The 22,173-nt window shown below is 72.1% G+C and carries 19 protein-coding genes; 9 read left to right on the forward strand and 10 right to left on the reverse strand.

What is annotated here, in order from left to right:
* Positions 1-33: 33 nt before the first annotated feature.
* From OQ02_RS27840 to OQ02_RS27855, 4 genes are all read right to left on the reverse strand, one after another.
* Positions 34-1,101, reverse strand: a complete 1,068-nt coding sequence (locus OQ02_RS27840) for a glycoside hydrolase family 19 protein (protein ID WP_033441568.1) — start codon at positions 1,099-1,101, stop codon at positions 34-36.
* Between the two features lie 94 nt (positions 1,102-1,195).
* Complete coding sequence (locus OQ02_RS27845) at positions 1,196-2,077, reverse strand: alpha/beta fold hydrolase (protein ID WP_051772878.1); 882 nt, start codon at positions 2,075-2,077, stop codon at positions 1,196-1,198.
* Between the two features lie 49 nt (positions 2,078-2,126).
* Positions 2,127-2,993, reverse strand: a complete 867-nt coding sequence (locus OQ02_RS27850; protein ID WP_033441569.1) for an LLM class flavin-dependent oxidoreductase — start codon at positions 2,991-2,993, stop codon at positions 2,127-2,129.
* Positions 2,993-3,931, reverse strand: coding sequence for a zinc-binding dehydrogenase (locus tag OQ02_RS27855; protein WP_033441570.1), 939 nt, complete (start codon positions 3,929-3,931; stop codon positions 2,993-2,995). Before OQ02_RS27855 ends, OQ02_RS27850 begins: the two co-directional genes overlap by 1 nt.
* Before the next feature lie 175 nt (positions 3,932-4,106).
* Here OQ02_RS27855 and OQ02_RS27860 point away from each other — a divergent pair, with 175 nt between their 5' ends.
* Positions 4,107-6,992, forward strand: coding sequence for a glycoside hydrolase family 9 protein (locus OQ02_RS27860; RefSeq protein WP_051772879.1), 2,886 nt, complete (start codon positions 4,107-4,109; stop codon positions 6,990-6,992).
* A gap of 143 nt (positions 6,993-7,135) precedes the next feature.
* Here OQ02_RS27860 and OQ02_RS27865 read toward each other — a convergent pair whose 3' ends face one another.
* Positions 7,136-7,843, reverse strand: coding sequence for an SDR family oxidoreductase (locus OQ02_RS27865; protein ID WP_033441572.1), 708 nt, complete (start codon positions 7,841-7,843; stop codon positions 7,136-7,138).
* A gap of 99 nt (positions 7,844-7,942) precedes the next feature.
* On the opposite strand from OQ02_RS27865, the gene OQ02_RS27870 reads away from it, so the two are divergent.
* Positions 7,943-8,983, forward strand: coding sequence for a serine hydrolase (locus tag OQ02_RS27870; protein WP_033441573.1), 1,041 nt, complete (start codon positions 7,943-7,945; stop codon positions 8,981-8,983).
* A gap of 294 nt (positions 8,984-9,277) precedes the next feature.
* Here the strand turns inward: OQ02_RS27870 and OQ02_RS27875 are convergent, their stop codons facing one another.
* The gene (locus tag OQ02_RS27875; protein WP_051772880.1) at positions 9,278-10,585 is read right to left on the reverse strand and encodes a helix-turn-helix domain-containing protein; all 1,308 of its coding nucleotides are present in this window, start codon (positions 10,583-10,585) and stop codon (positions 9,278-9,280) included.
* A gap of 174 nt (positions 10,586-10,759) precedes the next feature.
* On the opposite strand from OQ02_RS27875, the gene OQ02_RS27880 reads away from it, so the two are divergent.
* Together OQ02_RS27880 and OQ02_RS27885 are read left to right on the forward strand one after the other, a co-directional pair.
* Complete coding sequence (locus OQ02_RS27880; protein WP_051772881.1) at positions 10,760-11,473, forward strand: hypothetical protein; 714 nt, start codon at positions 10,760-10,762, stop codon at positions 11,471-11,473.
* Between the two features lie 49 nt (positions 11,474-11,522).
* Positions 11,523-12,908 (forward strand): Dyp-type peroxidase, encoded by a 1,386-nt coding sequence (locus OQ02_RS27885; protein ID WP_033441574.1) that lies wholly within the window; start codon positions 11,523-11,525, stop codon positions 12,906-12,908.
* A gap of 13 nt (positions 12,909-12,921) precedes the next feature.
* Here OQ02_RS27885 and OQ02_RS27890 read toward each other — a convergent pair whose 3' ends face one another.
* The 3 genes from OQ02_RS27890 to OQ02_RS27900 are packed head-to-tail and all read right to left on the reverse strand — an operon-like array spanning position 12,922 to position 16,026.
* Complete coding sequence (locus OQ02_RS27890) at positions 12,922-13,761, reverse strand: sugar phosphate isomerase/epimerase family protein (RefSeq protein ID WP_033441684.1); 840 nt, start codon at positions 13,759-13,761, stop codon at positions 12,922-12,924.
* A gap of 10 nt (positions 13,762-13,771) precedes the next feature.
* Entirely contained in the window at positions 13,772-14,890 is a 1,119-nt protein-coding gene (locus OQ02_RS27895; protein WP_033441575.1) for a dihydrodipicolinate synthase family protein, read from the reverse strand.
* Positions 14,887-16,026: a Gfo/Idh/MocA family protein gene (locus OQ02_RS27900; RefSeq protein ID WP_033441576.1), complete on the reverse strand. Its 1,140-nt coding sequence runs from the start codon at positions 16,024-16,026 to the stop codon at positions 14,887-14,889. The genes OQ02_RS27895 and OQ02_RS27900 overlap by 4 nt, the downstream gene beginning before the upstream one ends.
* A 140-nt stretch (positions 16,027-16,166) precedes the next feature.
* On the opposite strand from OQ02_RS27900, the gene OQ02_RS27905 reads away from it, so the two are divergent.
* The 3 genes from OQ02_RS27905 (at position 16,167) to OQ02_RS27915 (ending at position 19,734) form a co-directional block, all read left to right on the forward strand.
* Positions 16,167-17,207 carry a LacI family DNA-binding transcriptional regulator gene (locus tag OQ02_RS27905; protein WP_033441577.1) on the forward strand — a complete coding sequence of 347 codons (1,041 nt, stop codon included), beginning with the start codon at positions 16,167-16,169 and terminating at the stop codon, positions 17,205-17,207.
* Positions 17,208-17,359: 152 nt separating this feature from the next.
* Positions 17,360-18,703: a hemolysin family protein gene (locus tag OQ02_RS27910; RefSeq protein ID WP_051772882.1), complete on the forward strand. Its 1,344-nt coding sequence runs from the start codon at positions 17,360-17,362 to the stop codon at positions 18,701-18,703.
* Positions 18,700-19,734: a hemolysin family protein gene (locus OQ02_RS27915; RefSeq protein WP_081915994.1), complete on the forward strand. Its 1,035-nt coding sequence runs from the start codon at positions 18,700-18,702 to the stop codon at positions 19,732-19,734. The genes OQ02_RS27910 and OQ02_RS27915 overlap by 4 nt, the downstream gene beginning before the upstream one ends.
* A 63-nt stretch (positions 19,735-19,797) precedes the next feature.
* Here the strand turns inward: OQ02_RS27915 and OQ02_RS27920 are convergent, their stop codons facing one another.
* Complete coding sequence (locus OQ02_RS27920; RefSeq protein ID WP_269321646.1) at positions 19,798-20,475, reverse strand: LmbU family transcriptional regulator; 678 nt, start codon at positions 20,473-20,475, stop codon at positions 19,798-19,800.
* A gap of 157 nt (positions 20,476-20,632) precedes the next feature.
* On the opposite strand from OQ02_RS27920, the gene OQ02_RS27925 reads away from it, so the two are divergent.
* Positions 20,633-21,211 carry an RNA polymerase sigma factor gene (locus OQ02_RS27925; protein ID WP_033441579.1) on the forward strand — a complete coding sequence of 193 codons (579 nt, stop codon included), beginning with the start codon at positions 20,633-20,635 and terminating at the stop codon, positions 21,209-21,211.
* Positions 21,204-22,151 carry a CU044_5270 family protein gene (locus OQ02_RS27930; protein WP_033441580.1) on the forward strand — a complete coding sequence of 316 codons (948 nt, stop codon included), beginning with the start codon at positions 21,204-21,206 and terminating at the stop codon, positions 22,149-22,151. The genes OQ02_RS27925 and OQ02_RS27930 overlap by 8 nt, the downstream gene beginning before the upstream one ends.
* The last annotated feature ends 22 nt before the right edge of the window (positions 22,152-22,173 follow it).

Here is a 22,173-nt window from a genome sequence, read left to right on the forward strand (position 1 = left end):
TGTCGACACGGCCCCCTTCTTCACCAAGGGCTGTCAGCAGTACAGGTTGTTGCCCGCCGGCACGCCGAGGATGCCCACGAACCGCAGGTAGGCGTCGACGCGGCTTTGGACCTGCGCCGGGTTGCGCCCGCCGCACTCCAGCGACCCGTTGATGCTGCGGATCGTCTCACCGAAGCCGTACCCGTTGACCATCGCGTTGTGCGGGGTCATCGTGCCGGGGCCGGACTGCGTGTTCCAGTACCAGAGGGCGGTCTTCCAGGCCACCGAGGCGTCTTGCTGCACCAGCCACGGGTTGGTCAGCAGCGGCAGGCCCAGCGCGTCGCCCGCCGCCTTGTAGTTGAAGTTCCAGCTGAGCTGGATGGGACCGCGGCCGTAGTAGGCCGCCTGGCCGGCGGGGCAGCCGTACGGTTGGCCCGCGTCGCAGTAGTGCAGGTAGTTCGCCTGGTTCTGCTCGACGATGTGCACCAGGCCGCCGGTCTCGTGGTTGGCGTTGGCCAGGAACGCCGCCGCCTCCTGCTTGCGGACGGTGTCCGAGCCGGTCTTGGCGAAGTCCGGGTACGCGCCGAGCGCGGCCGTGAGCCCGGAGTAGGTGTAGAACGCGTTCCTGTTCGGGAACATCTGCTGGAACTGCGTCTGGCTCACCACGAACCCGCCCGGTGCGGGGGTGCTGGTCGTGGTGGTCGGCGTCGAGCCGCAGGTGTGCGGGTTCCAGTACCAGGTGCTGATCGTCGGGTCGTAGCCCGGGTTGTCGTGTTCGGCGATGTAGTACTTGCCGTCGGTGTACCGCACGATGTTGCCCGCGGTGTACCACTTGCCCTGCACCCACACGGGGTAGTCGCAGGACGACGGCGGGGGTGTGGTCGTGCCGCAGGCGCCCTGGTCGGCCCAGACCGCGGCCGAGCCGGGTGCCTCGTTCTGGGTCCACCACTTGGCCTGCCAGTTGTGGCCGGCGTGGGACGCCGTCATGCCGTTCGTGTAGACGGCGGACGACGTCCAGGCGGACGCGCAGGCGGCTGCGGCGGCCGTGTTGGCCACCACGACGGTCAGCGCCGCCCCGAGAACGAAGGCGACGACCGCCGCCACTACGCGGAATCTCGACACAAGATCACTCATTTCCGTTCGAGCGCCCTCGGACGTGACGGGGGCCACTCAACCGGAAATGGTCTACACCAGTCAAGGGTGAAACCTGAACTTCTCACACCTTCCAGACCGGGCCCGCAGCCCCCTCGGTCGCCCCGGTGTGCTCCACGAGCGCGGGCACCAGCACGTCCCAGACCCCCTCCGGCAACTCGTGCCCGGTGTCCTCCAGCACCAACAGCCGCGCCACCGGCACCTCGCGCACCATCGCTTCCGCGTGCCCCAACGGCAACAACGGGTCGACGTCCCCGTGGACGACCAGCACGGGCACCGCGATCGACCCCAGCCGATCCCGCCAGGACTCCCCGCCGCCGATCCGGAAGTGGTTGCCACTGGCCGAGATGTCGCGGGCCCGGTCGAACACCCGGCCGGCGACCTCGCGCGCCGCGGCGACGTCCACCGGCCTCGGCCCGGCGAACGGCCGCTGCGACTCCACCAGGTACCCGACCACCGCGTCACGATCGGCCCAGTCGGGCTCCGGCGTCCCGCCGGCCGCGAGGTGCTCCAGCAGAGCGGGCGCGATGGCCGGCAACCCCGGCTCACCCGGCCCGCCCGGACTCGTCGACATCAACGTCAAGGACGCCACCCGCTCCGGGAAGTCGAGCGCCACGAGCTGCGAGATGCCCCCACCCATGGAGATCCCCACGACGTGCGCCCGCGCCACCCCCACCGCGTCCAGCACCCCGACCGCGTCCGCCGCGAGATCCGGGAACCCGTACCCGGGCGCGCCGGCCGGCCAGGTCGCCGACCGCCCGGTGTCCCGGTGGTCGTACCGGATGACGTACCGCGACCCGGCCGCCAACCGCGCGCAGAACCCGTCCGCCCACGACAGCATCGACCCGGTCGACCCGGCGATCAGCAGCACCGCCGGGTCGGTGGGCGACCCGAACGTCTCCACGCACAGGTCGACGCCGTTGGCCTGGACGATCCGCTCAGTCATGCCGCCACGGTAACGCGCAGCACCGACAATTCCCGTCGCACCGCGAGGGTCACTCGGGCGCGCTCGCCCGCGCCACCAGTTCCGCCTGCCGGAACCGGTCCTCGGTGAACGGCATCGCGACGACCCGGTCGGCACCGGCCTCCGCCAGCCGGGCGAAGTGCTCCCGGGCCCGCGCGACCGACCCGACCACCACCACCTCCCGCGCCTGCTCCTCGCTCAGCCCGTACCCCGTCATCGACCTGATCCGGTGCTCCACCACCGAATCCGGCACATCGCCCAAGGCCACGCTCACCCCGACCGTCACCGCGCACACCGGCCGGCCGCACTCCTCCGCGAGCTCCTTCAACCGCGCGACCCCCGCGGCCACCGCCCGGAACGGCACGAAAGCCGGGTACCAGTGGTCACCGAACCGGGCCGCCCGGCGCAGCGCGACGCCTCCCCCACCGCCCACGAGCACCGGCGGCATCACCGCGCCGGGCGACAGCACGACCTCCGCCCCGTGCACCCCGGTCGCCTTGCCCCGCACCAGGTCCGGCAGCACCGCCAACGACTCGTCCGTCCGCCGACCCCGTTCCGCGAACGGCACGTCGACCGCCCGCCACGCCGCCTCGCCGTGCGCCGCACCCCCGCTGCCGACCCCGAGCAGCACCCGATCCCCCGACAAGTGCTGCAACGTGGCGATCTGCTTCGCCGCCCACGCCACCGGGCGCAGCGGCACCACCATCACCCCGAACCCGAGCCCGATCCGGAGGGTGGCGGCGGCCACCGTCGCCAGCACCAGCGTGGCGTCCAGGAACGGGTTCACGGGGATCAGGTGATCGCCGTGCCACACCGACTCCAGCCCCAACCCCTCGGCGTGCTGCGCGTGCTCGACCGGGTCGGACCCGAACCCCGGCAGGGTGATCCCGACGTCCATCACCGCACCTCCAACACCGTCTTGCCGACCGTCGCCCGGCTTTCGATGGCGGCGTGCGCGTCGGCCGCGCGCTCCAGCGGAAACCGCTGCCCGACAACGGGAACCAGCCGCCCGGCCGCTGCCGAGGCCAACACCGACGACACGAGCGAACGGAGTTCCGCGGCGTCCGGCCGGGAAAGGCCCACCAACGTCACCCCGCGCGCCGCCGCCTCCTCCGGCTTGACGTCCGCCCAGGAGCCGCCCGCCAGCCCGTAGCTCGACATCCGCCCACCGGCCCGCAGCAACCCGAACGCCTCCCGCGCCACCGCGCCGCCGACGCCGTCGAACACCACGTCCACCGGCGCCACCGCCGACGCCCACCCGGTTTCCCGGTAGTCGACCGGCACCGCCCCCAGCGACGAGATCAGCGAGGCCTTGCCACCCGCCGCACCCACCACCGTCGCCCCTTCCGCACGCGCCAGCTGCACGAGCAGGGTCCCCACGCCACCGGCCGCCGCCAGGACCAGCACCCGCTGCCCCGCCACCGGCCCCACCGCGCGCAGGTTCATCGACGCCGTGCGGCCGTCGGCCAGCAGCGCCACCGCCTTGTCGAGCGCCAACCCGTCCGGCACGCGCACGAGGTCCGCCTCGGCGGCCACCGCGCGTTCGGCGTAACCGCCGTGCCCGCCGGTCGACGTGATCACCCGGGCGCCGGTCCACGACGGGTCGACACCGGCACCGATCGACGCAACGACCCCGGCCACCCCGTTGCCCGGAACGGCGGGCGGGCGTAGTGCGAACGGGCCCATGCCGGTGCGCCGGAACTGCGTCTCGACGAACGTGATGCCCGCGTAGGCGACGTCGACCACGACCTGGCCGGCCCCGGCGACGGGCTCCGGCGCATCGCCCCCGACCAGCACCTCCGGTCCACCGAACCCGGTCATCCACACCGCGCGCATCGCATCCCCCTCGGTCGCCCGCCTTTCCTCACAGCCTGTGACCTCAACTTAACTGGAGGTCAAATTCAGTCTTGTGAATGTGCCCCGAGTCACCCTAGAGTCCCTGGGAGCGCTCCCAGGGAGCGCTCCCAGAAGCGTCGTCAACCGTCAGAGCAGACGGAGGAGACCCAAGTCCATGAGATCGCTTCCTTCTCCCCGGTGGCGCCGTCAAGCCACCGCAGCACTCGCCCTCGTGGCGGTGAGCGGCGCGCTAGCGTCCGGCACGGCCCACGCGGCGGACTACGAACGGCTGATCAACGGCACCTTCAGCAGCGGCGCCGACCCGTGGTGGGCCAGCGCCGGTGTGACGAACCGGGTCACCAACGGTGAGCTGTGCGCCACCGTCACCGGCGGCACGGTCAACCCGTGGGACTCGCTGATCGGCCAGAACGGCGTGCCGTTCGAGGCCGGCCAGTCCTACACGATGTCGTTCGACGCGTACGCCTCGGTCGCCCGGCCGGCGGCGGCGGTCGCCGGTGAGGGCGTCAGCCCCTACCGGCAGATCGCCAAGCACGACGTCGCGCTGACCACGACCAAGCAGCGCTTCTCCTTCACCTTCACCTCGGAGCTGGACTTCCCGGATGCGGGTCCGGGGCAGGTCACGTTCCACCTCGGCGCCCAGGCGGCCGACACCACCGTCTGCGTGGACAACGTGTCGCTGATCGGCGGCGTGAAGCCGCCGGGTGGCGACCCGGCCGTGCCGGCGAAGAAGGTGAACGTCGACCAGGTCGGCTACGTGCCGGGCCTGCCCAAGCACGCCACCCTGACGTCCGACTCGACGGTCGCGCAGACGTGGGTGCTGAAGAACTCGGCGGGCACCTCGGTGGCCACCGGCCAGACCGTGCCCAGGGGCTCGGTCGACCCCGAGTCGGGCGACTCCACGCACCTGATCGACTTCTCGTCGTACGACACGGCGGGCACCGGCTACACGCTGACCGTCGGCACGGAGACGAGCTACCCCTTCGACATCGCCACCGCGGCGATCAAGAAGCTGCGGTACGACTCGCTGGCGTTCTTCTACCACAACCGCAGTGGCATCGCGATCGACGAGCAGTACGTGGGCGCCACCTACGCGCGGCCGGCCGGTCACCTGAACGTCGCCCCGAACCAGGGTGACAACAACGTCCCCTGCCTCTCGACCGTCCCCTGCGGCTACACGCTGGACGTGCGCGGCGGCTGGTACGACGCGGGCGACCACGGCAAGTACGTCGTCAACGGCGGCATCTCGGCGTGGCAGGTGCTCAACACCTACGAGCGCGCGAAGCTGATCGGCGACGCGGCGGCCCTGGGCGACGGCACGCTGGCCATCCCGGAGAAGGCCAACGGGGTGCCGGACATCCTGGACGAAGCGCGCTGGGAGGTCGAGTTCCTGCTGAAGATGCAGGCGCCCGACGGCATGGTGCACCACAAGATCCACGACGTGAACTGGACCGGCCTGCCGTTGCTGCCGCACCAGGACCCGCAGGCGCGGCGCCTGTCGGCGACGAGCACCGCGGCGACGCTGAACATGGCGGCCGTGGCGGCGCAGTCGGCGCGCATCTGGAAGACGATCGACCCGACGTTCTCGGCCAAGGCGCAGGCGGCGGCCGTGAAGGCGTACGCAGCGGCGAAGGCGAACCCGAACAAGATCGCCGACCCGAACGACGGCACCGGCGGCGGCTCGTACAGCGACTCGACGTTGACCGACGAGTTCTACTGGGCCGCGGCCGAGATGTTCGCCACGACCGGTGAGTCGTCCTACCGCACCGACGTGACGTCGTCGACGCACTTCAAGGGCGCGAGCGTGAACGCGCGCGGCTTCGACTGGGGTTCGACCGGTCCGCTGGGCGACATCACCCTGGCGCTCGTGCCGAACGGCCTGCCGGCGTCGGACGTCTCGGCGATCAAGTCGGCGTTCACCGCGGTCGCCGACGCGCACCTGTCGCAGATGGCGACGCAGGGCTACCCGGCGCCGTACCGGACGACCACCGGTTACGACTGGGGCTCGAACGGCCTGGTCGCGAACAACATCGCGGTGCTGGCGCTCGCGCACGACTTCACCGGTGCCGAGAAGTACCGGACCGGCGTGTTCGAGGGCCTGCACTACCTGATGGGCCGCAACCCGATGTCGTACTCGTACGTCACGGGCTACGGCGACCAGCCGGTGAAGAACGTGCACCACCGGCACTGGGCGAACCAGCTGGACCCGACCCTCCCGACCGCGCCTCCGGGCGTGCTCTCGGGTGGCCCGAACAGCGCGTTGCAGGACCCGGTCGCGGCGCGCCTGCTCGAGGGCTGCAAGGCCCAGAAGTGCTTCGTCGACCACATCGAGGCGTACTCGGTGAACGAGGTCACGGTCAACTGGAACTCCGCGTTCGCGTGGATCTCCAACTGGGCCGCGGAGAAGGTCACGACGGCCCCGCCGGTGGACACCACTCCCCCGTCGGTGCCGGGCACCCCGGTGGCGTCGGACATCACCACGACGAGCGTGGGCCTGACGTGGCCGGCGTCCACCGACGCGGAGAGCGGCGTCAAGTCGTACGACGTCATCGTGCAGGAGGCGGACACGCTGCGCGTGGCCGCCACGGTGACCACGCCGTCGGCGACGGTGACCGGTCTGCGCGCGGACACCAGCTACCAGTTCTCGGTCGTGGCCAAGAACGGCGCGGGCCTGCAGTCGGCCATGTCACCCCGGGTGACGGTGCGGACCAAGCCGGTCGTGGTGGCGAACTACTGCAAGGTCCGGTGGCAGGCCTCGACCTGGTCCGGCGGCATGTCGGTCAACGTCACCGTGACCAACACGAGCGGTCAGGCGTGGACCGGGTGGAAGCTCGAGTTCACCATGCCGGGCACGCAGAAGATCACCCAGGGTTGGTCGGCGACGTGGAACCAGACGGGCCAGGCGGCGTCCGCGACGAACGTGTCGTGGAACGGCAACGTGGCCAACGGCGGTTCGGCCAACATCGGTTTCAACTCCTCGGGGTCGGGTGCGGGGGAGCCCACCGACTTCCGGGTGAACGGCCAGTCCTGCGGCAAGGGCTGACCGGGTGACCGGTGGCGGGCTCCCCACGGGGTCCGCCACCGGCTCGTCCTTCTCGGCGCACTCTCCCCATCGGCGCAGTCGGATCACCCGGCTGCGCCGAGCGCTTTCCCGGCCCGGATCGAGGCCGGTTCTCCCGGTCCCGCCTACCGGTAGGCGTCCTGGCCCACCGGGCGGATGAGGATCTCGTTGACGTCCACGGTCGGCGGCTGGCCCACCGCGTACATCACGGCGCGCGCGACGTCCTCCGGCGCGAGCTTCGGGTCGGCCGCGCGGGACGGCGGGATGCCGCCGGTGTCGGTCAACCCGGGCTGCACCAGGGTGACCCGGACGCCCGTGCCGACGCACTCGGCGCGGATGGCCTGCGCCAACCCCGTCACCGCCCACTTGGTGGCCGAGTAGAGGTTGCCCGGCCGCACGCCGCGCCCCGCCGCCGAGCCGGTCAGCACGAGGTGGCCGGCGTGCCGCATCAGCGCGGGCATCGCCGCGCGGGCGGTGAACGCGGGCCCGCACACGTTGGTCAGCACCATGTCGCTCCACTCGGCGGGCGGCGCGCCGTCGGTCGTGGTGAACGAGGTGACGACGCCGGTGCCCGCGTTGGCGAACACCACGTCGAGGCTTCCCCACTCCTCCTCGACCCGGCCGACGAGCGCGGCGACCTGGTCGAACGCCCGCACGTCGCACGAGGCCGCCCAGACCCGGTCCGGGCCGCCGAGCCGGGCCGCGAGCCCGGCCAGCGCCGACGCGTCCCGCGAGGCCAGGACCAGCCGGTACCCGGCCTCCGCGGCCAGCTGCGCGGTAGCGGCGCCGATGCCCCGGCTAGCCCCCGTGATGAGGAATACCCCTGTTCCCATGGCCGCAGGCTACTGCTGATTGGATCAAGTAACCGGATTGCGGCAACGCCGGGGCCCGGTTGGGGCGTCATCACACCGTAACCACCTGATTGGGGGAACATGGGCATCAATCGCAGGTTCGCGCTGGGACTGGGTTCGGTCGCGGCGGCGAGCGCCGTGCTGGGTTCGACCGCCGGTACGGCTCAGGCGCAGACCACCGAGGAGGAGTGGGACGCGCTGATCCCGACGACGGCCGACCTGGCCCGGCGGAAGATCTCGTGGAAGTACGCGTCGCAGGTGGCGCGGGCGGGCGGCACGTGGTCGTCGTACATCGGGGTGGCCGACCCGGACGGCGTGGTGAGGCCCGCCGTCGAGGCCGCGGCGGACCGCGTGGTCGAGGCGTACAGCGTGAACAAGATCGCGGTCGCGGTGGCGGTGCTGGACAAGGTCGACCGGGGCCTGATCACGCTGGACCAGCGGGTGGACGTCACGCAGGCGATCGTCATCCAGGACACCGACGGGATCTTCGCGCTGGACGGCGCGTACCCGAGTTCGATCACCGTGGGGCACGCGCTGGCGGCGCTGCTGACGGTGTCGGACAACACGGCGGTGCGGCTGTGCGGGCTGGTCGTGCCCGCGTTGGAGCTGAACGACATCCTGCGGTCCAAGGGTTTCGTGCACACCCAGGTCGTTCCGGTCGCCAACCCGAACCGGTTCTACCTCGGCACCACCACGCCTCGGGAGACGTTCACGCTGCTGCACCGGCTCGCGGCCGGTGAGCTGCTGTCGCAGGCGTCGACGGAGCACCTGCTGATGGTGCTGCGGTCGCTGACGTCGTTCACGGACGGGGTGCGGTTGAACCTGTCGTCCGCGGAGCGGTTGAACGTGGCGACGAAGGCCGGTTGGTTCGAGGACGGTCGCAACGAGGCCGGCATCGTGTTCGACGTGGCGGGCAAGCCGATCATCACGTACGCCCTGTTCGCGTCCGGGCGGTTCGCGGGCGACCAGGCGGCGAACGCGGACAACTACAGCGCGACCCACCCGGCCCTGCGAGCCAGGGCCTCCCTGGGGCGGGCGCTGTACGACTCGGTGCTGCGCATCACCGCCAACACCCCCCGCACGTACCGCGCCCAGCCGTACCGCCCCTGCAACGGCGGCTGACCGCACGGCACTCGCACCACTACGCAGGGGTCCCCGCCGGGGGACCCCTGCTTTGATTTTACCGGCGGGGTCCGACAAAGCCGGGAGTTCCGGGCTTCCCTGCACCGTCCCGGTCCTCTCGGTCTTCGGCGGCCGGTGGCAGCCTGATGCGGCGGGTAGCGGCCGGTCGGTGATCACGCGGAGAACGCGGGTTGACTGCTGGTCGGCCCCGACTGACCGGTCGAGTCCGGCGGCTACTCCGCGGGTCCGGCGGCTAATCCGGGGTTCGGCGGCTATTCCGGGGTTCGGCCGAGGTCATCGGGTCCGTGGCACCCAGGCGATCCCTCCGGCAGGGCGGCACATGGTCTCGTATGCGTCGCGCAGGTCTTTGGCCGCTTGGAGTCGGCGTGCCTCCACCGCCGACACCACTTCGGCGACACGCCAATGGTTCGACGGCACTATTCGCCCGGAAGCCATCGCCTGCTGCGTGGCGTGACAGGCCTCGTCGAGCCGATCACCGACCACCAGCGCCAAGGCCAGGTCGAGAGTGGCCGACGCCACTCGGCGTGGCCACTCTTCCACTTCTCCACCCGGGTTCAAACGGCTGATCAACTCACGCGCGTACCCCTCGGCCGCCTTGTCGCCGACCCACGCCAACGTCGTGGCCGTGTAGGCAACAGACTTGTCTGGGTCATAGTGGTAGTGATGCTCCGGGTGTTCCGGCCTTGCGAGCGGTGACACAAGACCATGGACCCGGTTGATGGCGGCGTAGGTCTCTTTCGGTTGCCCCAGCCTCGCCCAGGCTCGCCCCTCCTGCGAGGCGGCTTGGATGGCGGCAGAGCTTCCAGCGGGGGCAAGGCCTTGCGCCGTCTTCGACAACTCGACAGCCCGTTGGTAATCGCCACGGGTGAGGACGCGCCAAGCTTCGGTCTCGAAGCACCAAGCCCTGATCTCGTCGTGCTCGGCGCTCTTGGCGAGGCTGATCGCGGTTTTCAGCCGCGCCACGGCGGCCGACTGCTGATCCAGGTCGATGTGCACTGTCGCCGACAGCAATGACAGCCATCCACCGACGACCAGCAGCCGCCGATGCTCGGCCAGCGTTTTCCGCGCATCCGTCAAGCGCGTCACGTATGCCAGTTGACGACGCAGCCTCGGCAGGAGCAGAGCGGGAGGCGTGACAGGATAAGCCGTTGCCAGGTCGTCGAACGACGATTCGAGTTGCGCGAGCGTTTCACCGCCCACGTCGCTTGCCGAGACACGTCGTGTCAACTCGATCGCGGCCGACTCGTCGTCATGGTCGGCTTCGACATGCCGCCCGGAGGCGTTCAAAGACTCCGCGAGCTTGCGCTCACCTTCGGCGCACTTGAGCAGTGCCTCCGCTTCGGCCACTTCGGCGTACCGGTCCGCCAACCTGCCCTCCGCTGCCAGGAAGCGATCCGCCGCTTCCCAGAACCCGCGATCGGGGAACTGCCGCCCTGCGCAGATGTGGGAGATCGAAGTCCGGTCGTAGTTGGTTGCCCGACCGAGTTCACCTTTCGTCCTTCTGGCAGCGGCCAGGAACCGCCCGAGGAGGTCGCCGAGTCCGCGGCGGGATTCCGCAATCGCGTCCGGTTGGCGTGCCATTGGGCCCCCGTGTCCCGCTGAGGTGTCCGCGCTGCGTCCCAGCGTAGCCGGCCGCACGAACGGGTGACACGACCAGGCGTGGGAGTTCCGTGGGCACGGTTTTCCACATCCGTCCCACGGGGTTGCGTGGTGATCAAGTGCGGCCCGACGCCGCGCACAGCAGGAAGGAGAGGAATGGCGGCGAACGCAGAACTCGTGCACGAGGCGGGCGGGAACCTCGAAGAACCCGGATGCGCCCGGAAACCATCCGTGGTGTTGAAGGGCTCGAACCCTCTGCACGTCCCGTACGTCACCGCGTGGTCGCCGGAGGAACCCGCCGACTTCGACCTGATCATCCGTCCGGGGAACCGGGGCATCGCTTACCGCGACGAAACCCCGGACGACCGCGACCAGCGGGGCATCCTGCTCAAACGCACCCCGGACGCGCCGGGCCGAGGGAAACCGCGGTTCGGCATCGTCCACGCCACCCGCCAGCGCGAGGCCATGGAGAACCTTCTCTGCCAGGTCTGCGGCGGCCCGGCCGACACGGACCAAGAGGGCACGTTGTGGCTTCTCCAGGACCACCGGGAGGACTGGCCGGACTGGCCCGACCGCATGGCCTGCACCGAACCGCCCGTGTGCGCGGACTGCGCCGCACTGTCGATCCGGTCCTGCCCGGCCCTGAGAAACGGCCACGTCCTGGTCCGGGTCCGTCACGCACCCGTGGCGGCCGTCCACGGGGTCCTGCACGGCCGGTCCCCTCTCGGCTCGGTGAAGGCGCTCACCCCGATCACGGCCCGATTCGACGACCCGGTGATCCCGTGGGTCCTCGCATCCCATCTGGTCCGGGAATTGCGGTGTGGGCGACGTTGCGGGCGGCTCTTCTCAACCGGTTCCGACGCGCGGTGACGTATCCCGGGGGCTGGTGGGGCCTCTCGAACCCACAAGGGGGTGGCTCATGACCGACCTGCTGCACCTGCACGCCGAACGGCGGAGTGCGCGCCCGCTCCTGCGCGGGTCGCGGGAGATCCAGGGCAACGTGCTGGCCGCGTTCAACAAGGACCACCAGCGGTTCCGGTTCGTGCGGTTCACGGATGCCAAGCCGGCCCGCACCTGGTTGGCGGCGATGCTCGGCCACGTCGACGTCACCGCCGACATCGAGGACTTCAACGAGGCCTTCTCCCTCGGCCGCGCCGTGCTCGGCGAAGACCCGGCCGGCCTGAAGGCCACGTGGACGAACGTGTCCCTCACCCCCGAGGGCATCGTCGCCCTGAGCATCAACCCCGACGCGACGAGGCAGGACCTGCGGGACCACTTCCCGCGCACCGCCGAACAAGCGGCCGACGCGAACGGCGACACGGGCGACTCCGCACCGGCCCACTGGCTGTTCGGCCGCACCGACCAGCACGTCCACGCCGTGGTCACGGTCGCGTCCGACGCCGAGGACCGCCTGGACAGCACCACCCGGATCCTGGACCTCCTCGACACCCTCCTCGGCGTCACGGTCGTCCACGAGGAACGTGCCGGCACCCGCCGGGACCAGCGCGGCCACGAGCACTTCGGCTACAAGGACGGCATCTCGCAGCCCGGCGTCCGCTACTTCCACGACGAGGACCCGGACCAGCCCGGCCACCGGCGGGGACACCCGGGCCAGGTGCTGGTCAACCCGGGCGAGTTCGTCTTCGGCTACCCGACCGAGTCCGCCCGGCCGAGCGCCGCCGCGTGGCTGACGGACGGCTCGATCCAGGTGATCCGCCGCCTCACCCAGGACGTCGACGGCTGGAACCGGGCCGTCGAAGCGCACGCGGAGCGGACGGGCACCACCCCCGTCACGATGGGCGCGAGGCTCATCGGGCGGCACAAGGACGGCCGTCCGCTCGCCGCCGCGAAGCACGACAACGACTTCGACTACGCCGACGACCCGGACGGCGACACGACCCCGTGCGCGGCGCACATCCGCAAGACGAACCCGCGGTCGTTCACGTACCGGACGCCGCGGCAGCACCGGATCCTGCGCCGGGGCACCCCGTTCGGCCAAGGCGAGAACGGCGAGGACACCCGCGACGGCGAGCGCGGCCTGGTGTTCGTGGCCCACTGCACGTCGCTGGAGGACCAGTTCGAGTTCGTCCAGCGGGCGTGGGCGGGCAACCCCGACTTCGCCGCGGGCGGGCGGGGCGCGCCGACGGGCACCGATCCGGTCATCGGCGGTCACGGCGGTGCGACCGTGGACGGCGCCCGCCTGACCTTCGCCCGGTTCGTCCGGACCACCGGCGCGCTGTACGCGCTGGTGCCGTCCGTGAGCACGCTCCGCCTGCTCGCCGCCGGCCGGGAACTGCCCCGCTGACGAGACCGCCCCGCTAGGGGGTGACCGGGAGCCGGTCGTGGCCGCCGTCCACGACCGGCTCCCACCCCGACTCGTGCCGCCGCACGAGGTCCGCCGCGACGGAGTCGTACGGGCGCGCCCACACGTCCTCGTTGAACACCTCGACCTCGACGTACCCGGTGTACCCGGCGTCGGCGACGAGCGAGGTCAGCCCGACGAGGTCGATGTGCCCGTCACCGGGCAGACCGCGACCGAGCAGCACGTCGGCGGGCAGCGGCGTCACCCAGTCGCACACCTGGTAGGAGTGGATCCGCGGACCGGCCCGCTTCACCTCGGCCGCCAGCGCCGGGTCCCACCACACGTGCAGGGCGTCGACCACGACACCGACCACGGACGACGGGTACGGCTCGGCCAGGTCCAACGCCTGCGCCAGCGTCGACACCACGCCCCGGTCGGCGCAGAACATCGGGTGCATCGGCTCCAGCGCGAGCCGCACCCCGGCCGCCTCCGCGTACGGCGCCAGCACTTCCAACGCCGACGCGACCCGCGCCCGCGCCGCCACGAGGTCGCGGTCCGGCACCCCGCCGGGCACCAGCACGAGGCACGACGAGCCGCCCAGCGCGGCGGTCTCGTCGATCGCCCGCCGGTTGTCGTCGAGCCGCTGGTCGAGCCCGGTGAAGAAGCCGCCGCGGCACAGCGACGACACCTCCAGCCCGGCCGACGCCACCAGCGCGGCCGTCCGCTCCAGCCCGTACTCCGCCACCGGGTCGCGCCACAGCCCGACCGCCGGGATGCCGTTCCGCACGCACACGTCGACCACCTCGGGCACGGACGCCCGCTTCACCGTGGCCTGGTTCAACGACAACTCCATCATCGGCACGCCTTCACGTCAGCACGTCCAGCAGTCGTCCCCACCGGGCCGCGGCGAGGTCCGGGTCGGGCAGCAGCCCGGCCAGGTCCGCGAGCCGCAGCGCCTCACCGAGGTGCACCACGTCCCGCGCCGACTGCAACCCGCCGACCATGCCGAACGCGTCCTGGAACCCGCCCAGCCAGGCCAGGAACACGACACCGGTCTTGTAGTAGTAGGTCGGCGCGCCGAAGAGGTGCCGCGACAGCTCCACCGTGGGCGCCAGCACCTCGTCGTACCGCGCCAGGTCACCCGCGTCCAACGCCCGCAACGCGGTGGACGCGGCCGGCGCGATGGCGTCGAAGATGCCCAGCAGCGCGTCGCTGTGCCCGGCGGAGTCCCCGGCGATCAGCTCCGGGTAGTTGAAGTCGTCACCGGTGTAGCAGCGCACGCCGGCGGGCAGCGCGCGTCGCAGCCCCACCTCGTGCGCGGCGTCCAGCAGCGACACCTTCACCCCGTCCACCTTGTCCGGGTACGCCTTGATCAGGTCGAGGAAGTGCCCGGTGGCCGTGGGGACGTCCGCCGAACCCCAGTAGCCCTCCAGCGCCGGGTCGAACGCCGGGCCGAGCCAGTGCAGGATCACCGGCTGGTCGACTTCCTCCAGCAGCGCCCCGTACACCTTCTGGTAGTCCTCGGGTCCGCGGGCCGCGGCGGCCAGCTTGCGGCTGCACATCAGGATCGGCTGCGCGCCCGCCTCCACGACGGCCGCCAGCTGCTCCCGGTACGCGGTCAGCGGGTCCGCCGTGCCGTGGTCCGTGCCGACGCCCGCGGACAGCCGTCCGCCGCCGATCGCGGCGCTGCGCCGGATCAGCTCCAACGCGGTGTCCCAGTCGAGGCCCATGCCGCGCTGCGCGGTGTCCATGGCCTCGGCGACGCCGAAACCGTGCTCCCACAACCGCACCCGGTAGGCGAGGGTCGCGTCCCAGTCGAGCGCGGCGGGCGCGCCGGCGCCGTTGCCGCCGAACGGGTCCGCGACCACGTGCGCCGCCGCGAACGCCACCCGTGACGAGAACGGACCGGTCTCCCACGTGCGCGGCGCCGACAGCCGGTGCTCCCGGAACGCGCCGTCGCGGCCGGGCAGCAGGACGGAGGTCACGCGGGCACCTCGATCCGCCGGCCCGTGCGGGAGGACTCGAGGCCCAGCGTCGCCAGCCGCACGCCCCGCACCCCGGAGTGGAAGTCGTGCGCGAACGGAGCACCGACGGCGACGTGCTTCAGGAACTCCTCCCACTGCACCATGAACCCGTTGTCGAACACCTCGTTGTCCGGCACTTCCCGCCACTGCGAGCGGAAGTCGATGGACGACGGCACGTCCGGGTCCCACACCGGCTTGGGCGTCATCGTCCGGTGCTGCACCGCGCAGTTGCGCAAACCGGCCACCGCGCTGCCGTGCGTGCCGTCCACTTGGAACTCGACCAGCTCGTCCCGGCGCACCCGCGTCGTCCACGACGAGTTCACCTGCGCCACCACGCCGCCCGCCATCTCGAAGATCGCGTACGCCGCGTCGTCGGCCGTCGCCGCGTACGGGTCGCCGTTCTCGTCCCAGCGCTCCGGGATGTGCGTGACGGCCCGCGCGGTCACCGCTTCCACCGGTCCGAGGAGCCCTTCCAGCAGGTAGCTCCAGTGGCAGAACATGTCGACGACGATCCCGCCGCCGTCCTCGGCCCGGTAGTTCCACGACGGGCGCTGCGCGGTCTGCCAGTCGCCCTCGAACACCCAGTAGCCGAACTCGCCGCGCACCGACAGCACCCGGCCGAAGAACCCGCTGTCCAGCAGGCGCCGCAGCTTGCGGATGCCCGGCAGGTACAGCTTGTCCGCCACCACGCCGTGCTTCACGCCCGCCGCGTCCGCGTGCCGGGCCAGGTCCCGCACCTCTTCGGGCGTGGCCGCTACCGGCTTCTCGCTGTAGACGTGCTTGCCCGCGTCGATCGCCGCCGTCAACGCCGACACGTGCGCCGAGGTGACCTGCGCGTCGAAGTAGACCGAGACGTCCGGGTCGCCCAGCGCGGCGTCCAGGTCGGTGGTCCAGCGCGGCAGGTCGTGCCGCTCGGCGATCTCCTTCAGCTTGGCGGCGTTCCGGCCCACCAGCAGCGGCTCGGGGACCAGCACGTCGTCGCCGACCCTGATCCCGCCGCGCTCGCGGATGGCGAGGATCGAGCGGACGAGGTGCTGCCGGTACCCCATCCGCCCCGTGACCCCGTTCAACGCGACGCCGATCGTGCGCACCGCCATGCGTACACCCCACTCGAGAAAGTCCGTGGCCGCCCCAGCCAACTGGAAAGCGCTTTCCAACACGCTACGGTCGGCTCCTCACGGACGTCAACCTCCTGGGCGGCTAGTCTCGCCGGACCAGGAACCCGAAGGAGGCGGCGTTGGCGTCGCGGCAGGTCACGCTGGCGGAAGTGGCGAAGCACGCGGGCGTGTCGCTCGCGACCGCTTCGCGCGTGCTCAACGGCAGCACCCGGCAGGTCAGCGAAGAGCTGCGCGAACGGGTGCTCGGCACCGCGCGCGGTCTCGGCTACCTGCCCAACGCCTCGGCGCAGGCACTGGCCCGCAACTCCAGCGTGCTGGTGGGTCTCGTGGTGCACGACATCGCCGACCCCTACTTCTCCAGCATCGCCGCCGGTGTGACGAGGATCGCGGAGGAAGCGGGCCTCGTCGTGGTGCTCGGCACCACCGGCCGCGACCCGGGCCGCGAGGTGGAGCTGGTGAACACGCTGCGCGCGCACCGGGCCAGGGCCGTGGTGATCGCGGGCAGCCGCACCACCGACCGGAACGCGTCCCGCCGGCTCGCCGAGGAGATCACCGCGTTCACCGCGCAGGGCGGCCGGGTCGCGTGCGTCTCCCAGGCGAAGCTCGGCACGGACACGGTGGTGCCCGCGAACCGGTCCGGCGCGCGGGCGCTGGCCCGGCGGCTCGCCGCGCTCGGCCACCGCGGGTTCGCCGTGCTGGCCGGTCCGCCGGACCTGGTGGTGGCACGCGACCGGCTGGCCGGGTTCAAGGCCGGACTGGCGGACGAAGGCCTCGACCTGCCGGACGAGAACGTCTTCACCAGTGACTTCACCCGCGACGGCGGTCACGCGGCGATGGCCGGCCTCATCGCCGCGCGCACCGGCGCGACCTGCGTGTTCGCCGCGAACGACGTGATGGCGATGGGCGCGATGGCGGCTCTGCGGGAGCACGGGCTGCGGGTGCCGGAGGACGTCTCGGTGGCCGGGTTCGACGACATCCCCACCCTGCGCGACCTGGTGCCGGCGCTGAGCACGGTGCGGCTGCCGCTGGAGGAGATGGGCGAGCGGGCGGCCCGGCTGGTGCTGGACGACGTGGTGGCGGCGCCCCGCACGGTCCGGGTGGCGGGCGAGGTCGTGCTGCGCGCCAGCACGGCGCCGCCCAGCGGTATCGGACTGCGCTGACCGGTGGTTACGCTCTAAACTGGACCGAGTTCGACCACCCCTCACGAGGAGTGATCCCGCACCGTGCGCGACGCGCAGTCCCCGGGCTGCAGTACCGAGCCGGGTCCGATACCCGGCTGCCGGCCCCGCCCGGCCCACCACCGGTGGGTCCGATGATGATCCTGGCCAGCGTGCTCGGCATCGTCGCCGTGGTGCTCCTCACCATCGGCACGTTCATCGCGGTCGCCGCCGAGTTCTCCCTGACCGCCCTGGAGCGCAGCACCGTCGAGTCGCACGTCGCCCAGGTCGGCGACGCCAAGGCGCGGACGGTGGAGAAGGCGCACCGCTCCCTGTCGTTCCAGCTCTCCGGTTCGCAGCTGGCGATCACCATCACCACGCTGATCACCGGCTACATCGCCGAACCCACCATCGCCCGGCTGGTCTCCCCCGTGCTGACCGCCCTCGGCGTGCCCGCGTCGGCGTCCGGGCCGATCGCGCTGACCTTCGCGCTGGCGCTGGCCACGGCCCTGTCGATGGTGTTCGGCGAGCTGGTGCCGAAGAACCTGGCCATCGCGAAGCCGTTGGAGACGGCGCGTGCCGTCGCGGGCGTGCAGGCCGGGTTCTCCGCCGTGTTCCGGTGGCTGATCACCGGGTTGAACGGCACCGCGAACTGGCTGGTGCGGAGGCTCGGCGTCGAGCCCGCGGAGGAGCTGGCGTCGGCCCGGTCGCCGCAGGAGCTGGGCGCGCTGATCCGCTCCAGCGCCGAGCACGGCACCATCGACCCCGGCACCGCGACCCTGCTGGACCGGTCGCTGCGCTTCGGCGACCGCACCGCGGAGGAGCTGATGACGCCGCGCGTGCGGGTGGAGTCGCTGCGCGCCGACGCGACCGTGCTGGACTTGGTGGCGAAGGCGCGGGAGACGGGTTTCTCCCGGTTCCCCGTCTACCACGGCGACCTGGACCAGGTGCGGGGCATCGTGCACGTCAAGCAGGTGTTCGGGGTGCCGCGCTCGCAGCGGGCGACCACGCCGGTGTCGGCGCTGACCAGGCCGGTGCAGACGGTGCCGGCGACGCTGGAGGGCGACGCGCTGCTGGACCGGCTGCGCGCCTCCGGCCTCCAGACCGCGCTGGTGGTGGACGAGTACGGCGGCACGGCGGGCCTGGTCACGTTGGAGGACCTGGTCGAGGAGATCGTCGGTGACGTGCGCGACGAGCACGACCGGCGGGAGACGGCGCCGGTGCGGCGGCTCGGCGGCGACGCGTGGCTGGTGTCCGGGCTGCTGCGGGACGACGAGATCGCCGAGGCGACCGGGTTCCGGATGCCCGAGGGGGACTACGAGACCGTGGCGGGCCTGGTGATGGCGCGGTTGGGCCGGATCCCGGACGCGGGTGACGAGATCCGCGTGGACGACTGGCGGATCACGGTGGTGCAGATGGACCGGCACCGGGTGGCCGAACTGCGGGTCGCACGGGCCGCCGAGCCGCCGGTGCCCGACCGATCGGGGTCGTCGCTGTGAGCATCCTGGTGATCCTGCTGCTGTTGGCGGGCAACGCCTTCTTCGTCGGCGCCGAGTTCGCCATCATCACCGCCCGCCGCGACCGGCTGGAGGCGCTGGCCGAGCAGGGCAGCAGCCGGGCCCGCGCGGTGATCAAGGCGGGCCGCGAGCTGCCGCTGCTGATCGCGGGCGCGCAGCTCGGCATCACCCTGTGCTCGCTCGGCCTGGGCGCGCTGGGCGAGCCGGCGGTGGCGGCGATGCTGGAGGCCCCGTTCCACGGCGTCGGCATCCCGGACGCGGTGCGGCACGGTGTGGCGTTCGCGTTGGCGCTGATCATCGTGGTGGCGCTGCACACGGTGCTGGGCGAGATGGTGCCGAAGAACCTGGCGATCGCCGGGCCGGAGCGCACCGCGCTGCTGCTGGTGCCCGCGCACCTGTGGTTCTGCCGCCTGGTCGCGCCGCTGCTGCGCGGGTTCACCGTGGTGGCGACCGCGGTGCTGCGGCTCATCGGCGTGACGCCGAAGGAGGAGCTGGAGTCCGCGTACACGCGCGACGAGCTGGCCCTGCTGATCGCGCAGTCCCGCCAGGAAGGGCTGCTGGAGGACTCGGAGCACCGGCGGCTGGCGAAGACGCTGTCCTCCGCCGAACGCACCGTGGCCGACGTCCTTGTGCCGCTGGACCGCGTCACGTCGGTGTCCGGGCGGCCCACCATGGGCGAGGTGGAGGCCGCCGTGTCGGCCACCGGCTTCTCCCGCTTCCCCGTCCGCGAGGACGACCGGCTGATCGGCTACCTGCACGTCAAGGACGTGCTGGACCTGTCGGACGCCGACCCGTCGACGCGGGTGCCGCCGACCAGGGTGCGCGGGCTGCCGCAGGTGCCGGTGGAAGCGAGCCTGGACGACGCGGTGGCGTCGCTGCGGCGCTCGCAGAGCCACCTGGCGCAGGCCGTGTCGGCGGACGGCGTCGTGCACGGCGTGGTGGCGTTGGAGGACCTGGTCGAGGAGTACGTGGGCACCGTCCGCGACGGCACGCACGTCCGCCGCGAGCTGTAGCGGTGGGTGAGGCGGGCGCCGGTGACCGCCTCGTTCCCGTCCGCACGTCGGCGCTCGCCTAGGTCACGACGCCGGACGCACCGCGGGCAGGCCGATCCGGTCCCGGCCGCGTTCCCGCTCGTCGTCGCCCGACAGCTCCAGCGGTGGCACGCTCACCAGCTCCAGGTCGTGGTCGGCGGCTCGGTCGAGGGCCGCCACGATCCACGACTCGAAGTCGGCGTTGGCGGCCATCGCGGCCCGCCGCCACCGGTCCACCGCCTCGGTGCCCGCGCTCACCCGCGGCATCACCACCCGGTACGCCTTCGAGCCCGGGTCGCGGTTCTCCCGCAACGCCCGCCGCAGCGCGGTCCGCGACCAGCTCTCCCGCTCGGCCCGGTCCAGCCACTCGTCCTGCTCGGCCGGCGGCAGCGCCGCGACCTCCGCGTGGTGCTGGAACGGCAGCCCCGGCCGGCGCCGGGACGGCTCGAACTTGCGCGCGATCCACGCGTAGTTGCGCAACGTCTGGTAGTCGAGCCCCACAGCTTCGACCGCCCGACGGTACCGGTCGGTGTACTTGTCCTGGCCGAAGACGAGCCAGTCGCCGAGGTACCACGCGGACGAGCTGGCGATGCGCGAGATGCGCTGCCCCGCCTGCTCCCACGACTCGAACGTGACGTTCCGCGGGAACGCCAACCCCACCGGGGTGGTGAGGATCCGGCCATCGACCCCGACGGCAGGCCGCCGGGGCTGCACTCCGTTCACCTTGTCCACTAGCTCCCCCTGATTTGCTCTGGACGTCCTTGCTACTCCAGGGGTCCTCACACACCGGTCAACTTCCGCTCACACCGTGAACCCGATCGGGCCCGCCGGCGGATAGCAGGTGACCGCCCTTCACCGGGGAACAGCCGGAAAGGCCACCATGACACCCACCGACGCCGAGATCATCGACCGATCGCGGCACGAGCCGGACGCGTTCGCCGCGATCTTCGACCGGCACGCGCCGCACATCCAGCGGTACCTCGCGCGCAGGCTCGGCACGCAGGTCGCGGACGACCTCGTGGCCGAGACGTTCCTGACGGCGTTCGACAAGCGGGAGCGCTACGACCGGACCCGCCCGGACGCCCGGCCGTGGCTGTACGGCATCGCCACGAACCTCGTCGGGCAACACCGCAGGCAAGAGGCTCGCCGCTACCAGGCCCGCTCGTCCGACCACCACGCCGCCGCCGAGGCGGACCACGCGGACCGCGTCGCCGCCGAGGTCACCGCGCAGGCCATGCGCTCGATGCTGGCCGGTGCGCTGGGCGGGCTGTCCGACGAGGACCGGGACGTGCTGCTCCTGATCGCGTGGGAACAGCTGTCCTACGAGGGGGTCGCGGCGGCGCTGGAGATCCCCGTCGGCACGGTGCGGTCCCGGTTGAACCGGGCCCGCCGCAAGGTCAGGCAGGCCCTGGGCGGGCAGAACCCCACCGAGATCGAGGAGTTGCTGAACAATGGATGAGCTCCAGCTGGTGCGCGAACTGGGCGACGAGACGCCGTTGCCGGACCAGGCGGCGCTGGCGCCCGCCCGCGACGCGTTCATGGCCGGGATCGCCGGTCGGGGGCCGGTGCGACTGCGGAAGCGGCGTTCCCGCTACGCGCTGGTCGGCACGGCGGCGATCGGGTTGGCGGCGGCGGTCGCGGCGACCATCGTGCTGATGCCGGCGGGCCGACCGGTCACCGGGGGGAACGCGGCGACCGCGCCGTCGTCGGCCTCGTCGCCGGACTCGTCGGCGGCCGAGGTGACGGACCCCGTGCGGCTGCTCGCCCGCGCCGCCCGGACGGCCCGCGACGACACGTCGACACCGCCACGGGCGGACCAGTTCGTGTACACGCGCAGCGCCGGTGAAGGCGGACCCGAGCGGGAGATCTGGAAGTCCGTCGACGGCACCCTCGACGGTCTGCTGCACCACCCCGACGGCTCGAAGAGCCCGCTGCCGGGGTGCCGGGACGGGCAGGCCGCCGTGGTAAAGGGCCCCGAGGTGCTGCCCGGCGTCACCGAGCCGTGCGAGCCGCGCCCGGCGTACCGGTCGGACTTGCCGACGGACGTCGACGGGATGCTCGCGTACCTCGACGCGAACGCCAGTGGCGAGCCGGGCAGCGTCAACGCGCGCGGCAAGGACGTGCTCGGCCTGATCAACGAGTCCCTCCTGCCGCCGCTGTCGAGGGCGGCGCTGTACGACGCGGCGGCGCGGGTGCCCGGCCTGTCCGTGGTGCCGGACGCGCGTGACGCGGCGGGCCGGCCGGGGATCGGCATCACCTGGCCCGTGCCGGCGGGTTCGAAGGCCGAGGCGCGGCCGGTGGTGATCGTGTTCGACAAGGACACCCACGAGCTGCTCGGCACGAACTTCCACGCCATCATCGCGCTGGCCGTGGTCGACCAGGCCGGACAGCGGCCCTGAGTGCCCGGGTGGGACCGGCCGA

It is taken from the genome of Saccharothrix sp. NRRL B-16314, from assembly GCF_000716595.1.
Taxonomy (GTDB): domain Bacteria; phylum Actinomycetota; class Actinomycetes; order Mycobacteriales; family Pseudonocardiaceae; genus Actinosynnema.

Bases quoted from the DNA above. Each gene is read 5' to 3' on its own strand.
- OQ02_RS27845 (WP_051772878.1), bottom strand. From the start codon at position 2,077: ATGACTGAGCGGATCGTCCAGGCCAACGGCGTCGACCTGTGCGTGGAG.
- OQ02_RS27850 (WP_033441569.1), bottom strand. From the start codon at position 2,993: ATGGACGTCGGGATCACCCTGCCGGGGTTCGGGTCCGACCCGGTCGAG.
- OQ02_RS27855 (WP_033441570.1), bottom strand. From the start codon at position 3,931: ATGCGCGCGGTGTGGATGACCGGGTTCGGTGGACCGGAGGTGCTGGTC.
- OQ02_RS27860 (WP_051772879.1), top strand. From the start codon at position 4,107: ATGAGATCGCTTCCTTCTCCCCGGTGGCGCCGTCAAGCCACCGCAGCA.
- OQ02_RS27865 (WP_033441572.1), bottom strand. From the start codon at position 7,843: ATGGGAACAGGGGTATTCCTCATCACGGGGGCTAGCCGGGGCATCGGC.
- OQ02_RS27870 (WP_033441573.1), top strand. From the start codon at position 7,943: ATGGGCATCAATCGCAGGTTCGCGCTGGGACTGGGTTCGGTCGCGGCG.
- OQ02_RS27875 (WP_051772880.1), bottom strand. From the start codon at position 10,585: ATGGCACGCCAACCGGACGCGATTGCGGAATCCCGCCGCGGACTCGGC.
- OQ02_RS27880 (WP_051772881.1), top strand. From the start codon at position 10,760: ATGGCGGCGAACGCAGAACTCGTGCACGAGGCGGGCGGGAACCTCGAA.
- OQ02_RS27885 (WP_033441574.1), top strand. From the start codon at position 11,523: ATGACCGACCTGCTGCACCTGCACGCCGAACGGCGGAGTGCGCGCCCG.
- OQ02_RS27890 (WP_033441684.1), bottom strand. From the start codon at position 13,761: ATGATGGAGTTGTCGTTGAACCAGGCCACGGTGAAGCGGGCGTCCGTG.
- OQ02_RS27900 (WP_033441576.1), bottom strand. From the start codon at position 16,026: ATGGCGGTGCGCACGATCGGCGTCGCGTTGAACGGGGTCACGGGGCGG.
- OQ02_RS27910 (WP_051772882.1), top strand. From the start codon at position 17,360: ATGATGATCCTGGCCAGCGTGCTCGGCATCGTCGCCGTGGTGCTCCTC.
- OQ02_RS27925 (WP_033441579.1), top strand. From the start codon at position 20,633: ATGACACCCACCGACGCCGAGATCATCGACCGATCGCGGCACGAGCCG.
- OQ02_RS27930 (WP_033441580.1), top strand. From the start codon at position 21,204: ATGGATGAGCTCCAGCTGGTGCGCGAACTGGGCGACGAGACGCCGTTG.